The organism is Nocardiopsis changdeensis (assembly GCF_018316655.1).
Taxonomy (GTDB): Bacteria; Actinomycetota; Actinomycetes; order Streptosporangiales; family Streptosporangiaceae; genus Nocardiopsis; species Nocardiopsis changdeensis.
On the sequence record NZ_CP074133.1, the window covers coordinates 4,863,413 to 4,877,440 of the forward strand.

The following is a 14,028-nucleotide window of genomic DNA, read 5'->3' on the forward strand; positions in this document are numbered from 1 at the left end:
GGGAGCACAGTAAATGACCTGCGAAGATCCCTTTGGGAAACAGGCGATTTTCAAACTTCTTGGATTTCGGACACTAAACCCAAAAGAACACAAAAGTCGAATATCGCTCAGTGGCCGAAACGACGTCGCTTGGAGGCCTTGCTCCAGCCCTTCTTCGGTGGGTTGGTGGAAGCAGACGGCGAAGACTCCTTCGGGCGGTTCATGAGGATCAGACCCTCATGGTCGACCGGCTGCCAGTGGTGCTCGAAGGTCTTGAAGCCGAACCCCTGCTCCGAATCGTTCGTGTACACGAGCAACGCCCTCCCCTGCCCCGCGTACTGCTGCACCTCCTCCCACAGCAGATCACGGATCCTCCGCGAGGGCCTGCCCACGAACACCCCTGACGAGATCTCCATCAGCCATCGGGTCAGCAGTCCCCGCAACCCCTTCGGACAGTTGGTCAGCACCAGGACCGTCACCACACGACCTCGAACTCGTAGTTGTGCCCCGCCTCCAACAACCGCCCGCGGTCGCCCACGAGGGCCACCTCGTCCCGCTCATCGGCCGCCTCGTCCGCCGCGTCCCCCAGGAGCAGACGCTTCACGTCGTCCACGCAGCGCTCCAGCAGCCCCTCGCGGTTGATCCGGTCCCGCAGCAACCGCCGGGTCACCCCGTCGACGTCCTCGTCGCCCTGCGCAGCCGCGTCGAAGGCCACCGGGATCCCGATCTCCACCTTGTACAGGTCGGCGATGTCCATGACGAACCCGCGCTCATGCCCCGAGTGCACGAACCCCAGCCCCGGACTGCATCCCAGCGCCGCCGTCACCGAGTGCGCCATCCCGTAGAAGCACTGTGCCGCCGAGGTGATCGCCTTGTTCGGCGTGTCCGACCGGTCGTGGTCCCCCGGCACGTAATGCCGCCCGCGCCAGGTCACCCCCGTCCGCTCGGCCTCCTTCCGATAGGCGGCCTGGACGCGCTTGCCCTCGTACCCGAGAAGCTGCTGACGCGTCCGCCCCTCGACATCCAGGTCCGGGAACCGCATCCGGTACATCCCCCGCGCCACGCTCAACCGCTTCTGCGGGTTCGCCCACGCCGTCGCCTGCGCCTCCACCAGCTTGGACGACCGCGTGAGCGCCCTCCCCGCCGCGTAGAACCGCACCCCGTACTCGCCGACCCACACCACGGTCGCGCCGCACTCCCCCAGCAGCTTCATCGCACCGTCGGTCACACTGGTCCCCGGCCCCAGCAGCAACACCCCGATGGTCGCCGACGGCAGGTGCCGGACCCCCTCGCCGTCCGCCGCGGTGATCGCGTTGTCCTCCCGGTGCACGATGCACTTCTCCAGGTACACGAACGAGATCCGCTCACCGACCCTGGTCAGCTCCCACGGTGTCGACGCCCCGCGGCTCCCCGCCGTGGCGGTCACCGCCCTGTCCCCACCGGCGCCAGCGTCATCAGCCCGCAGCCGTACGCCTTGGCCCTGCCGAGCCCCGCGCACAGCACCCGGCGCAGCGCCTCCGGGTCGGTGACGGTGAGCCGTCCGTCGAAGGTCGCCGTGACGATCGGCACCCTCATCCGCTTCCCCCGGCGGTCGGGCCGCGGGTCCGGCTTGTCGAACCCCGCCGCGTTCCGGTCGTGCACGGTCAGTTCGTACTCGTCCTCCCCCGGCAGCAACTGCTGGTCAGAGGGCTTGCGCACGATCACGAACCCGGAGGCGTCCTGCCGCTGGATCAGCCACCCCGCCTGGTGGCGCGGGGTGACGTGCGCGGTGACCTTGGTGGGCTCCCCGTCCTTGCGCCGGATGCTGTGCACCGGGTTGGCGGTGAGCCGGAACGCCCACGTCTGCCCCTTGGACAGCCGGTCGAGGAACCCGGTGTAGTCGTGGCTCTTCCACACCCGTTCCGGGTCGTCGACGCCCCGCCACCCGGCCTGGTCCATGAGGTCGTCCATCAGCGGCCGGGTCGGACTCACCACGTACAGCAGCACCTCCGCCCGCGAGTTGCGGTCCAGTCGCCACAGCACGCGCGGCCCGCCCGGCTCGGAGGGCAGTATCTCGGGGAAGCAGCCCATCACGGCGGCGTGCAGCACCTGCGGGGACGACAGCAGCCGACGGCTTCCCGTCTTGTTGGTGTTGAAGCGGAAGCGGGTGAGGTACATCAGTCTCCTCCCAGCGCGAGCAGGGGGTCGTGGTCGGGTATCCGCTCGCGGCGCGCGTCCGGGTTGCGCACCCGTACCGACGCGGTGGCGACCGCACGCATGGCGTAACGCCGGTGCAGGGGGTCGAAGCTGAGCGGAAGGTCGCGGAACAGGTCTCCAGCGGTCCCTCGTCCGGCGTCGATGATGGTGGTGAGGTCCACCGCGGCCTCCCGGCGCCTGCTGCGCCGGTACCACGGGGCGGCCTGCCAGGACTGGCCCTCCAGCACGTCCTCCACACGGCCGGGGACCGGCTCTCCCAGGTCGAGGGGCCGGGCCGGCGGGCAGGAGCGCCGCCCGAGGTAGGGAAGGAAGACCGGGGCCCGCACGGCGTCGTACAGCGTCCCGACGAGTTCGTCGTCGCCCTCGACCGCCGCGACGAACACCGCGTCCGCCAGGTAGAAGCGTTCCGATACCGGCATGGACACGTCGGTGACCAGGTGCCGGGCGGTCTGGTAGTCGCGCACCCGGACCCCGGGCTGGTCGATGCGGACCCCGAAGCGCAGCGCCGCCAGGTCGGACAGGTCCTCGGTGCGCTCCCGGCCCAGGGCGGCGGCGAGCAGCCCGACCACCCCGCTCTTGGTCGGGGCGTTCTCCGTGGTGCGCCGGGCGAACCTGGACGCCGACCCCCAGGACTGGAGCGGTCCGGCCAGGACGAGGGGCAGGACGCTCATGCGCCGGACACCTGCCGCCGGGCCACCGCCTCGCCGACCTGGTCGACCAGTTCGGCCAGGGAGACGGAGGCGCCGACGCCGGACAGCTTGGCCGTGCGCTCCCCCACCCGGACCACCCAGGTGTCCACGTCGTCGGTCGCGTTGTAGGCGCGCTCGACCCCGACGATGTAGTCGGCGAGCCGCGCGCAGGCCTCGGCGAGGTGTCCCCTGCCCGCCTCGACGGGCTCTTCAAAGGCCCCGACGAAGCTGATCGGCCGCGCGCTGCGCAGTTTGACGATCACCGCGTCCGGCAGGGTGTGGTTGCCGAAGGTGTTGATCTTGCCGGTGGGCAGCGACTCCACGAACCCGCGCACGAACGCCTGCACCGCTCGGCGCAGCGGCTCGGTGGCGGGCTCGTCCTCGCGCAGCCCCTCCCCCAGGTTCTTGCGCAGCTGGTCGACGTCGACGGCGGCGTAGCGGTAGAGGGTCGCGGAGTTGAACTCGACGGTGCCGATCATGCCCGCGCCCGGCTCGGAGTCCTCATTGCGGTCGTCGACGGCGGTGTAGTAGTCGGACTCGTTCTCGACCGCGTGCACGCTGATGGCGTGGGCGACCTGGGCGGCGGCGTCCACGTTGATGTCGGCACCGTCGGCGACCATGCGGCCGAACAGGGCGATGTCGACGGAGTGGTGGGTGTCGGCGATGGCCTTGGCACGCGCCTTGGCGTCCTTGTCCTTGAGGAACCCCTTGATGTCCTCGCGGCCCTCGACGGCGAGGGCGGCCAGGCCGTCGCGCTGGCGGGCGCTGAGGAACATGAGGTAGGAGGACTCGGGAGCGGGCTCCTTCTCGCCCTTCTTCTTGGCGGCGTCGGCCTTGCGCTTGGGCACCTCGATCTTGGACCCGGTGGCGACCTGAACGGTCTCGGCGGCGAGGGCGACGGCCTCGTCCCGGGAAAGGTCCGGTGCGAGTTCGGTGATGCGGTCGGCGACCAGTTCGGCGACGCGCTTGGTGCGGGTGCCCAGGTCCTGGGGGGCGAGGAGGGCACCGAACGCCTGGCGGGTGGCGCGCTTCCAGGCCTGGCTGGAGACCCGGGCCCGGCGGACGCCGCCGTAGACGGCGGTCTTGGGGGTGCCGGTGTCGTCGCGGTTGAGATTGCTGGGCGGCACGGTCTGCAACACGTGCACGTCGAGAATGGTGCGGCTCATGGTCGTCGGTTCCTCGTGGTCTCGTCGGTGTGGTGCTGTGTGCTCCGCGCTGTCGCAGCGGGGGCGGAATCCGGTGGATGCGCGCGCGACAGGAGGAGGGTCCCGGGATCGGCCGGAGGGCGTGTGGGCCAGGCCAGGCCCGGCCCCGTCAGCCGTCCGTCGGGGGCGTCGTCGTTCCGGTACCGCCCTCCTCCGCGGTCGCGGGGCGGTAGGACTGGAACCCGCGACCCCAAGCGGTGCGGACGAGGGAGGGGCCGCCCCTGACGGCCCGGATCGTGTAGAGCTGGTCGGCCAGCAGGCCGTAGTCGAGGGGGACGTCGGCGGCTCGCAGCAGCTTGACGATGCCCCGGAGGCGGTCCAGGCGGACGCCGTGGTCCACCGCGCTTCCGGCCTGGACGAAGCGCCTGCGCAGGGGTTCGTCGATGGTTCCGCCCGGCATGAGGCGCCGCACCGCACCGCCCAGGTCGCGACCCCGCCGGTGCATGCCCTGGTCCCGTTTGGACTGCTGGTGCAGGGCGTACAGGGTCAGGGCCTCGTGGGCGGCGGCCTCGGCGTGCTCCACATGCGGGTGGCCGGCCGGGAACTTCTCGTAGAAGTCGTGGTCGAGGGTGAGCCCGATCAGTTCCGGGACGTCCGCGAGGGGTTTGCCCGCGCCCCGGCGCAGTTTGGCCAGGAGCGCCACCGCTTCGGGCCGGTCCTTCATGTAGCCGCCCTGGATGGGGCGGATGCGCTCGTCGACGAAGGTCCCCAGGTCGTGGAGCGCCGGCATGTACTCGGTGGGGGTCGTGGTGGTCACCGCTGTGTCTCCGTTGTCCGGTTCAGTCGTCGTCGCCGGTACCGTCCGGCGTTTTCGAGTCCGCCGCGTCCTCGGGGGCGGCCATGGTCAGGGCCTTGCGCAGGCCGGAGCGGAAGCGCAGGTCGGCCCGGGAGGCGTTGAGCCACAGGTCCCCCTTCGCGGTGTGGACGACCCGTCCCTGCCAGGCTGCTTCTCCCGAGGCCCGGACAAGGTCGCCGCCCAGGTCGGAGACGATCCGGTGGACCTCGGCCTGCCACCGTCGGCGTTCTTCGGCCGGGTAGCCCGGGTCGTCCGATGACCTCAGTGCGCAGAGCCACGCACGGAAGCGGCCGTCGAGCGCGGCGAACCCCTGGTCGCGGGCTGTGCTCCGGGGCGGGTCGGGTTCCCTGCCCTCGGCTCGGGCGAGGTCGGTGGCCAGGTCGCCCAGAACGGTGACGGCGTTCTCGGCGTCCGCGACCGCGTCGACGGCCATCCGCCCGAGGTCCGCGTCGCGTTCGCCCAGCAGGACGATCGGCAGAGCGACGGCGTCGTCGACGATCTCGTCGATGACGGACTGCTGGGTGCCGTAGACGGCCCCGGCCAGGCGGACCCTGATGAGGGTCGACGGTTCGAAGGGCCCGTGCACCGCGAGCCGGTGGAACCAGTCCAGGATGCGGGGACGGACGATGGCCGCGGCCTCATGGCGTTGTTCGGCGCCGCGGACCTCCCCGGTGACCAGTGCGCCCAGGCCGCGCCAGGCCGCCCGGGAGGGATCGTGGTCCCGGGGAAGGTAGACGGTGGCCTGCTTGAGCTTCTTCTCCTGGGCGGGGCTGCGCCGCCAGGCCGTCATGGGTTCGCGGTCGTGCTTGTTGTGGGGGGTCAGCGGGTTGCCGTAGGCGAGCAGGACCCCGTTGACGGATTCCCCGTCGTGGTGCAGGCGCAGGCGGCGGGTCTGCCAGGTATAGAGGTCCCGCAGGCCGTGCGGTCGGCTGACGGCCGCGGTCCCGGCGAGGGGTGCGGACGTGTCGGGTGGCAGGCGCCAGGCGGGGAGGTCCGGTTCGGTGTCGAAGTCGGGGTCCCAGCGCAGGCCGTCGGTATCGAAGGCGACGAGGTTGAGCAGCAGTGTTTCCCGGAGGGTGTCGCCCTCGACGTGGACTCCGCCGAGGTTCCCCGCCCACCCCACCCCTTGCGGGTAGACCTTGCCGCTCTTGAGCCGGGGGTCGCCAACGGCCCCCGACTTGATGCCGGAGGTGTCGTAGGCGTGGGCGTGGACCAGCCAGCGGGCGGCCTCGGCGAAGGTCAGGGTGGCGGCACCGAGGGCGCGCATGGTGAAGAACCGGGCGTTGTTGGGGACGTCCGCGACGATCGGGTCGGGCGAGGAGTACTCGTCCTTGCCCGTGCGCAGGTCCGCGACCTGGAAGAACGGGGCGGCGGGGTGGAACAGGTCGAAGCGCTCGCGGTGGTCGTGCAGGTAGGCGGCGACGGTGTCGGCCGGGATGCCCTCCCGCCAGAGGTCCTCCCACTCGTCCAGGTCCGAGGGTCCGTCGAGGGCGTCGTGCAGGACCGCCAGCAGCAGGCGCAGCAGCGCGAACTCCTGGGTGGGCACGTCGCCGACCAGCCGCCGCAGGTCGGCGGCCTGGGCGAACACCTCGGTGAGGGAGAGTTCGTCCTCGGTGCCGTCGGTTCGCAGGACCGGTAGCCAGGGGCTGGTGGTGAGATCGAAGGTTACGGGTGCGGTGGCTGTGTCATTCGGCACGGGTGGCCTTCAATCCGTCGGTCCGGGTGTAGTGCAGGTGGTGTCCGGCCAGGTCGGCCCGGTCGTCCTCGTCGAGGAAGAGGACGAGTTCCCCGGCGATCCAGTGGGCGTCCTTGGACTGCCAGGCGGGGACCATGTCGGTTTCGAGTTCGTCGATGGCGCGGTCGATGGTCGCGCCGAAGGTGAACTGGTAGGGCAGGCGCAGCGCGGAGGCGAGCAGGGTGCGGGCGGCTTCGGCGGGAGGGGCGGTGTGGGTCGGCAGTTCCACGCCGCCGCGGCCGTCGGGAAGCCACGGGAAGGTGGTGACGGTGCCGTCGGCGGCCCGGCGGGCGACCAGGACCTCCAGGCTCTCCGCCGTGTCGCGGACCTGGGCGCGGCCCCTGTGGGAGTCGTCGGCGTCACCGACCCCCGCGTCGATCCAGCCGATGAGGGGTTTGCCCGGGGTGGCGGGCTTCCTGAGGAGGAACGTCCGGGCCTTCTCGCGCTGGGTCAGCCGGGCGACCTCGTGGGCGGTACGGGCCTCCTCGGCCCTGTCCTTCCAGGCGGGCGGGAGGAGTGCGTCGTCGTCGGCGTAGGCGTCCTGGACCAGGGGGCTGATGTCGGCGGGGAGGCGGACCGTGCGTTCGGCGTCGGCGTGCGCGTCCAGCCGGGAGCGCAGGACCGCGAGGGAGCGCAGGAGGACGTGTTCGCCGTAGATCGTGCGCGAGCCGCGGACGGGCTCGGGGGGTGTGGCGGTCCAGTCGACACCGGTGACCAGGCAGCGGGCGCGGCGCAGGGGTGCGGGGCGGTCGGACTGCCGCTCGCCGCGGGGGTGGCGGTGCAGGCGGCCCATGCGCTGGAGGACGAGGTCGACGGGGGCCAGGTCGGTGACCAGGAGGTCGAAGTCGACGTCCAGGGACTGCTCGACGACCTGGGTGGCGACCACGATGTGCCGGGCGGGGCGCTCCGGATCGCGGTCGGGCGGGCCGTAGGCGGCGACGAGGGCGGCGTCGTTCGCGGCGCGGTCCAGGTCGAGGAAGCGGGAGTGGGCCACGGTGACGGTGTTCTCGCCGAAGGCGTCGCGGAGGCGGGATGCGGCCTCGTGGACGCGGGCGACGGTGTTGCGGATGACCAGGGCGCAGCCGCCGTCGGAGAGTTCGGTCTCGAGCCGGCTTGTGAGGGTGTCGAGGTCGTCGTCGAGGGGTTCGATGAGGACGTCGGCGCCGCGGCCGGAGGCGCGGGGCTCGGTGACGTCCGCGCGGACGCCGGGAACCGCGGTGGTGATGAGGGGGTAGGCGCGGGCCTGCTCGACGTGGTCGTGGCCGTCGCGTTCACCGGTATAGGCGGCGACGAGTTCGCGCCGGCGGCGGGCGGGGAGGGTCGCGCTCAGGATGACGACGGGGACGCCGTACTCGCCGAGCCAGGTCAGGGCGCGGTCGAGGTAGGTGTTCATATGGGTGTCGTAGGCGTGGGCCTCGTCGACGACCACGACCTTCCCGGACAGGGCGAGGTGGCGCAGGGCCAGGTGGCGGCTCTTGAGGCCGAGGAAGAGGAGCTGGTCGACGGTGCCGACGGCGAAGGAGGCGAGCATGCCCTTCTTGCGTCCGCGGAGCCAGCGGTGGGCGATGAGGGCGGTCACGGCCCGGTCGTCACCGCCGTCCCGGTCGAGGTCGAGGGTGATACCGCCGCCCATGAGGGCGAGGTAGTCCTCGTTGAGGTGGGCCTTGGAATGGGCGAGGAAGACGGAGGCGGCTTCGGCGGGCATGCCGGGGACATGGGCGAGCCAGGTGAGGAAGCGGTCGAACATGGCGTTGCTCGTGGCCATGGTGGGCAGGGCGACGAAGCAGCCGCCGGCGCCGGAGCGGGCGGCGAAGACCTCCGCGACGGTGAGTGCGGCCTCGGTCTTGCCCTCGCCCATGGGGGCCTCGATGATCATCAGGCCGGGGGCGGGCATGGCGCGGGCGGCCTCGACGGCCTGTTCCTGGACGGGTCGGGGGGTGGCGCCGGGAGGGAGCTCGAAGCGGGCCGCGAAGAGCTCGGCGGGGGTCCCCTCGGGTTCTCGGGGGCGCCATTGGGCAGGGAGGCCGAGGAGACGCCAGGCCTCGCGAGTGCGGACGGGGTCGTGGGCGCGGGTTCCGGCGTTGGGGTAGAGGGGGAAGAGGTCGGGATTGCTGGCGATCCAGTCGGCGGTGATGACCAGTGCGGAGAGCAGGACCTGCGCGGTCTGGGGGATTTCGGCGTCACGCCAGGCGGTGAGGCGGGACGCGGCACCGGTGCGGGTGGCGGCGGCGTCGAGGAGTTCGTACTGGACATCGAGCCAGGCCTGCTCGTTGCCGGGGGTGCGCAGGAGTTCGGGACGCCTGTCGGCTTCCCGGATACCGGCGTCGGTGGGCTGGACGCCGTGGTGGCCGCCGACGACGACGGTGAGCTGGTGGGTGGCGCGCTTCGACCAGCCGTGGCGGGAGGTGAGCCAGTCACGGAGGATGAGCTGCCCGGCCAGGCCGTGGGGGGCGTGGGAGTGATCGGGGAGTTGCTTGCGCGAGGGGGTGTCCAGGCCGTTGGCGCGCATACGGTCGGCGAGGCCGTCGACCTGGCCGGCGAACGCGGGCGTCGCCTTGCCGATGTCGTGGACGCAGCAGAGCCAGGTGACGAGGAGGCGGGCGTCGGCCTCACCATCGGGCATGGCGGCCGCCATGAGGCGGCGGACCTGCGGGGGAAGCCACTCATCCCAGAGGAGGCCGCCGACGGCGGCGCTGTCGGCCATGTGGCGGTACAGCGGGAGCCAGCCGTCGGTGTCGAAGTCGTGCTTGGCCCACACGGCGCGCGCGGCAGGGAAAAGGGAGGCCACCCAGGGCTCGGGGTGCCCATCAGTCGTCATGGGCACATTGATAGTCCTTGGGGCTACGGCTTTACAGGGGAAACCGTAAATCTGTACTGACCGGACCCGGTCATGGCCTACCGCCCGGTTCACCTGCGGAAGGGTGATAAGTCGTGCTAAAGGCCAGAGGCCGATCCTATTCGGCCGCAAAGCACGTCCGGGCGGTCGTGCCCAGGAACCTGTGTTTTGCGGGTCGGCGTTCGGCACGGATCCCGACGAGGAGAACGACCCACTCGGCCCGGACGGAAACGGGATCCCCGGCCTCTCCGTGTCGGGCCTCCGGGACGGCGGAGTCTGCGGGCGCGGTGGCCGCCTCGACGCAGTCTCCGAACGTTCCGCCGCGGAATGGCTTCCGAAAGACCGGAGAAGGCGGGACCATCCCCGCATGCACGGGGAGCACTCCTCGTTGCACGCCTTGTGCGCCAGCTTCACGGGACCATCCCCGCGTGCGCGGGGAGCACAGCGGCACCTCGCTCAGCCCCGCCGCTCCCTCGGGACCATCCCCGCGTGCGCGGGGAGCACTCGTCCGAATCTCCACTCGGTGTTGACGCCGTGGGGCCATCCCCGCGTGCGCGGGGAGCACAGAAAGGCGCGGTCGCCTTTAGCTACCTAGCCCGGACCATCCCCGCGGGCGCGGGGAGCACTCCCGGCTGGCGGCCACCGCCCGGGCGGCGGGGTGGCAGGTGGGACCATCCCCGCGGGCGCGGGGAGCACGACCTTTCCGCGGCGGAGGTGGACGTGATCCGGGGACCATCCCCGCGTGCGCGGGGAGCACAGCCGGTACGCCGGCGTCAGCGTGTAGGTGGTGGGACCATCCCCGCGTGCGCGGGGAGCACGAGCGCCAGCCCTCCCTGAAGGAGGAGTGGGAGGGACCATCCCCGCGTGCGCGGGGAGCACTCCGTTCTCGGGAGGCTGTCCATCCTTGTCCAGGGACCATCCCCGCGTGCGCGGGGAGCACCGCGTCGCCCGCGGCGAGATCGACGACCCGTCGGGACCATCCCCGCGTGCGCGGGGAGCACGGGCCCAGGTCGCGGCCCAGGTCGATGAGTTCGGGACCATCCCCGCGTACGCGGGGAGCACGACAGTGCGAGGTCCTGGGTGGTGAACCACCGGGGACCATCCCCGCGTGCGCGGGGAGCACACCATGTCGCCTGGACCGCTGAGGAGCGCCCGGGGACCATCCCCGCGTGCGCGGGGAGCACCCGCGGAGGAGAGCCCGGCGACGGAACCGGTCGGGACCATCCCCGCGTGCGCGGGGAGCACGACGGGGCGGTCGACGTCGTCCTCCCCGGCAGGGGACCATCCCCGCGTGCGCGGGGAGCACGGCGGCCAGGTCGACGCCGCAGACCAGTTCACGGGACCATCCCCGCGTGCGCGGGGAGCACCCGCACCGCCTGGACGTCCGGTGTCGCGCGAGGGGACCATCCCCGCGTGCGCGGGGAGCACTCGCGCTGGAGCTGGCCTGCGTAGATGATGTGGGGACCATCCCCGCGTGCGCGGGGAGCACGACGCCCTGGGCATCACCGACGGCACCGACCTGGGACCATCCCCGCGTGCGCGGGGAGCACGCCCCGGACGACTCCGAGCACCCGGTGCCGCCGGGACCATCCCCGCGTGCGTGGGGAGCACAAGTCATTTCGTTCGCGTACGCGCTATGGGGTGGGACCATCCCCGCGTGCGTGGGGAGCACATGCGGTCGCTGATAATGATGGCCGAAACCGTGGGACCATCCCCGCGTGCGTGGGGAGCACTAGATGAGCACGCCCAGGACATCGAGCATCGGGGGACCATCCCCGCGTGCGTGGGGAGCACGAGCCGGGGTCGATCGTCGTCCCCGGCCGAATGGGACCATCCCCGCGTGCGTGGGGAGCACTCCCAGTGGTTCCGGTTGCGGTCGAGACCGCCGGGACCATCCCCGCGTGCGTGGGGAGCACTCATGCCTGCGGTGCTGGAAATGTGGAAGAACGGGACCATCCCCGCGTGCGTGGGGAGCACATGTGACCAGCGATGACGGTGATCTGGTCGCCGGGACCATCCCCGCGTGCGTGGGGAGCACTCGGCGCAGGGCCGGGGGCAACAGGTCCCCACGGGACCATCCCCGCGTGCGTGGGGAGCACATCGTCTGGTCGTTGGGGGGCATGGAGGCTCCGGGACCATCCCCGCGTGCGTGGGGAGCACGGCGTGATGCTCCTCCATCGCCCCCGCCCCCGGGGACCATCCCCGCGTGCGTGGGGAGCACTCGCCGAAGTTCGCGCGGGCGTCGGTGTCGATGGGACCATCCCCGCGTGCGTGGGGAGCACAGTAAATGACCTGGGAAGATACCACCGGATATTAAGGGATTTTCAAACTTCTGGAGATTCGGACACTGGTCTCGAATCGCCACTTTGTACGCACGGCGGGAAGAACCGGGGAAAGCAGAACCCCGGGGGTGCGAGCACCCCCGGGGTCTGTCGGTGCGTGAAAGTTCCAGGAAGGGAACACCGACAGATTCATTGTGCACCACACCGGGACTCTCCGTACACGACCGATTGCGCTTCCGTCGCTTTCCGGTCGACCCGAGGGCGGCGGTACGGCCGGGGGTGGGTGGAATGTCCGCACTCGGGGCCGGGTCTCGCGGGGATTCGGCAATGAAAACGTGACCATGGGCCCCGTCTGCAATCCGGGCTAGCACGCCTCGTAAAGGTGCCCCTCGGCGCCCTCGGGCACGAGGTCGAGGTCGCGCAGGATGGTGCGCGGCGGGGTGTCCGGGTCGGCGCACACCTCGGCGAAGGTCGTCCCCCGCTCTTCGAGCGTGTCCGGGTACTCGATGTCGAGCACCCCCTCGGCGCCGTAGGCGGCGGCGTAGACGTCGCACTCGTCCCAGGCGCCGCACGACTCGGTGACGGCGAAGTCGAACCCCGCCTCGACGCCCCGGTCGGTCTCCTCCGCCGTGTTCTTCTGGGCGGCGAGCATCCCGTGCTCGTGGACGACCGCGACGAGCGCCTCGGCCAGGGCGAAGTTGTCCTCGGCGGTGAGCGCCCCGTCCGAGCGCGTGAAGGAGTCCAGGTTGTCGAACTCCACGGCGGCGAACCCCGCGTCGGCGCACCCCCCGATCGTCCCGGCGAGCAGCTCTGTGATGCGTTCGCGCCCGGCCGGGTCGGAGGTGTCCAGCAGGAGCTCGTCCGGCCAGCCCGGATCGGCCACCGGCTCGCCCGCGCCGTCGAGGAGGACCAGCCCCTCGTCGAGCCACCGGTCCGCCTCGCCGGGCTGGGTCTGGAATCCGTTGACGTAGCAGACCGAGTACAGGCCCGGCTCCGGCTCGTCCGTGGAGTCCCGGACCACGATCCCCACGCCGTCGGGCGGCCCGTACCCCCCGCCCAGCTGGTAGTCGAACCCGCCCTGGGGCAGGCCCTCCGGTTCCGTGTGGGAGGACAGGTCCGCGGCCGGCGCGCAGGCCGTCGCGAGGACGGCCAGCGCGGCGATGGCGGCGAGCGGTGTCGGCCGGGAGTTCATGGTCGGAGCCTAGCGGCGGGCCGGGCGGTGCCCCCACCCGGCCCGCCCCGGGTCACGGCGCCAGGGCCGCGAACCAGCGGTCGGCGATCCTGCGGTCGCCGCTCGCCGACGGGTGGACGCCGTCATAGGTGTCGGCGTCGGTGTCGAACCCCGTCCACTGGTCGACGACGGTGACCGGCGACTCGGCGGTCGTGTTGGCCGCCGCCCAGGCCGGGATGGCCGCGTTCAGGTCCCGCACCCCCTGCCCGCAGGTCGCGCAGCTGCGGTCGGGGTCCATCGGGATGATCTGGGCGACCAGCACCCGCATGTGCGGGTCGTGCGCCCGCATCTGTGCCAGCAGCGTGTCGTAGGCCGCCAGGATGTCGGCCGTGGGGATCCCGCTCCAGACGTCGTTGGTGCCGAAGTGCATGAGCACCGTGTCCGGGTCGCTCCGCTCCAGCCACCCGGCGAGCAGCCCCTGCCGGGCCACGTTGGTGACCAGGTAGCCCCCGTGCCCCTCGTGTTCGCCGTCGTAGGCGAACCCGCAGCCGTCGCCCGGCAGGGTGCCGACGAAGTCGACCTCCTGCCCCGCGTCCACGAGGTCCCGCCACAGCAGCGCCCGCCAGCACCCCGGCGAGCCCGTGATGGAGTCCCCCAACGGCATGATCCGCACCGCGTCCCCCTCTTCTCCTCCGTTGCCCTCGTCCCCGAACGCACAGCTCAGCCCGGTGAACTCGGCCTGCCCGCCGGTGGTGGTGCCCTGTACCCCGAACTCGGCGGAGGCGCCCGGGGCGAGGTCGGAGTTCCATGCGGCGCCGCGGGCGGTGACCGTGTCCCCGTCGTGCTCGAACCCGGCGTTCCATCCTGCGGTGGTGGCCTGCCCCGCCGGGTGCGTCCAGGTGGCGGACCAGCCCGAGACCGGGTCGTCTCCGGTGTTGGTCACCGTGATCGAGGCGGTGAAGCCGCTCCCCCACGAGGAGGTGACGACGGCTCGGGCCGCGCATGTCTCGGCGGCCGCCGCCGGAACCGGGGCGAGGGCGGCCGCGGCGAGCACGGCCGCGAGGGCCGTGTTCAGGAGGGTGCGTAACACGGTCACATCCTTTCGGTCGGGTCTGGGAGCGCTCCCAGACGACCGAACG

10 protein-coding genes and 2 CRISPR repeat arrays (1 of these 12 running past the window's edge) are annotated in these 14,028 nt (G+C 71.8%); all 10 genes read right to left on the minus strand.

The features are described from left to right. A CRISPR array of direct repeats spans positions 1–8; the repeat unit is 29 nt; it begins 1,302 nt to the left of the window's first position. A gap of 99 nt (positions 9–107) precedes the next feature. Then, positions 108–458 carry a type I-E CRISPR-associated endoribonuclease Cas2e gene (gene cas2e / locus KGD84_RS22100; RefSeq protein ID WP_220562291.1) on the minus strand — a complete coding sequence of 117 codons (351 nt, stop codon included), beginning with the start codon at positions 456–458 and terminating at the stop codon, positions 108–110. Beyond that, a complete protein-coding gene (cas1e, locus tag KGD84_RS22105) occupies positions 455–1,405 on the minus strand; it encodes a type I-E CRISPR-associated endonuclease Cas1e (RefSeq protein WP_220562292.1) in 951 nt (316 codons plus the stop codon). Before cas1e ends, cas2e begins: the two co-directional genes overlap by 4 nt. Next, positions 1,402–2,136 (minus strand): type I-E CRISPR-associated protein Cas6/Cse3/CasE, encoded by a 735-nt coding sequence (cas6e, locus tag KGD84_RS22110; protein WP_220562293.1) that lies wholly within the window; start codon positions 2,134–2,136, stop codon positions 1,402–1,404. The genes cas1e and cas6e overlap by 4 nt, the downstream gene beginning before the upstream one ends. Then, positions 2,136–2,846, minus strand: coding sequence for a type I-E CRISPR-associated protein Cas5/CasD (gene cas5e / locus KGD84_RS22115; RefSeq protein WP_220562294.1), 711 nt, complete (start codon positions 2,844–2,846; stop codon positions 2,136–2,138). Before cas5e ends, cas6e begins: the two co-directional genes overlap by 1 nt. Further along, a complete protein-coding gene (cas7e, locus tag KGD84_RS22120; protein ID WP_220562296.1) occupies positions 2,843–4,030 on the minus strand; it encodes a type I-E CRISPR-associated protein Cas7/Cse4/CasC in 1,188 nt (395 codons plus the stop codon). Before cas7e ends, cas5e begins: the two co-directional genes overlap by 4 nt. Positions 4,031–4,178: 148 nt before the next feature. Then, positions 4,179–4,826, minus strand: coding sequence for a type I-E CRISPR-associated protein Cse2/CasB (gene casB, locus KGD84_RS22125; RefSeq protein WP_220562297.1), 648 nt, complete (start codon positions 4,824–4,826; stop codon positions 4,179–4,181). A 22-nt stretch (positions 4,827–4,848) separates the two neighbouring features. Further along, positions 4,849–6,561, minus strand: a complete 1,713-nt coding sequence (gene casA, locus KGD84_RS22130) for a type I-E CRISPR-associated protein Cse1/CasA (RefSeq protein WP_220562298.1) — start codon at positions 6,559–6,561, stop codon at positions 4,849–4,851. After that, on the minus strand, positions 6,551–9,418 hold the full coding sequence (gene cas3, locus KGD84_RS22135; protein ID WP_220562299.1) for a CRISPR-associated helicase Cas3': 2,868 nt from the start codon (positions 9,416–9,418) through the stop codon (positions 6,551–6,553). The genes casA and cas3 overlap by 11 nt, the downstream gene beginning before the upstream one ends. A gap of 371 nt (positions 9,419–9,789) precedes the next feature. Next, positions 9,790–11,718: a CRISPR direct-repeat array (repeat unit 29 nt; unit sequence GGGACCATCCCCGCGTGCGCGGGGAGCAC). Positions 11,719–12,082: 364 nt separating this feature from the next. Then, positions 12,083–12,910, minus strand: coding sequence for an endo alpha-1,4 polygalactosaminidase (locus tag KGD84_RS22140; RefSeq protein ID WP_220562300.1), 828 nt, complete (start codon positions 12,908–12,910; stop codon positions 12,083–12,085). Positions 12,911–12,962: 52 nt separating this feature from the next. After that, positions 12,963–13,979 (minus strand): cellulose binding domain-containing protein, encoded by a 1,017-nt coding sequence (locus tag KGD84_RS22145; RefSeq protein WP_255646741.1) that lies wholly within the window; start codon positions 13,977–13,979, stop codon positions 12,963–12,965. Between the last annotated feature and the right edge of the window lie 49 nt (positions 13,980–14,028).

Excerpts from the sequence above, each read along its gene's own strand:
- cas5e (WP_220562294.1), bottom strand. The coding sequence starts at position 2,846 with ATGAGCGTCCTGCCCCTCGTCCTGGCCGGACCGCTCCAGTCCTGGGGG.
- KGD84_RS22140 (WP_220562300.1), bottom strand. The coding sequence starts at position 12,910 with ATGAACTCCCGGCCGACACCGCTCGCCGCCATCGCCGCGCTGGCCGTC.
- cas7e (WP_220562296.1), bottom strand. The coding sequence starts at position 4,030 with ATGAGCCGCACCATTCTCGACGTGCACGTGTTGCAGACCGTGCCGCCC.
- cas3 (WP_220562299.1), bottom strand. The coding sequence starts at position 9,418 with ATGACGACTGATGGGCACCCCGAGCCCTGGGTGGCCTCCCTTTTCCCT.
- cas6e (WP_220562293.1), bottom strand. The coding sequence starts at position 2,136 with ATGTACCTCACCCGCTTCCGCTTCAACACCAACAAGACGGGAAGCCGT.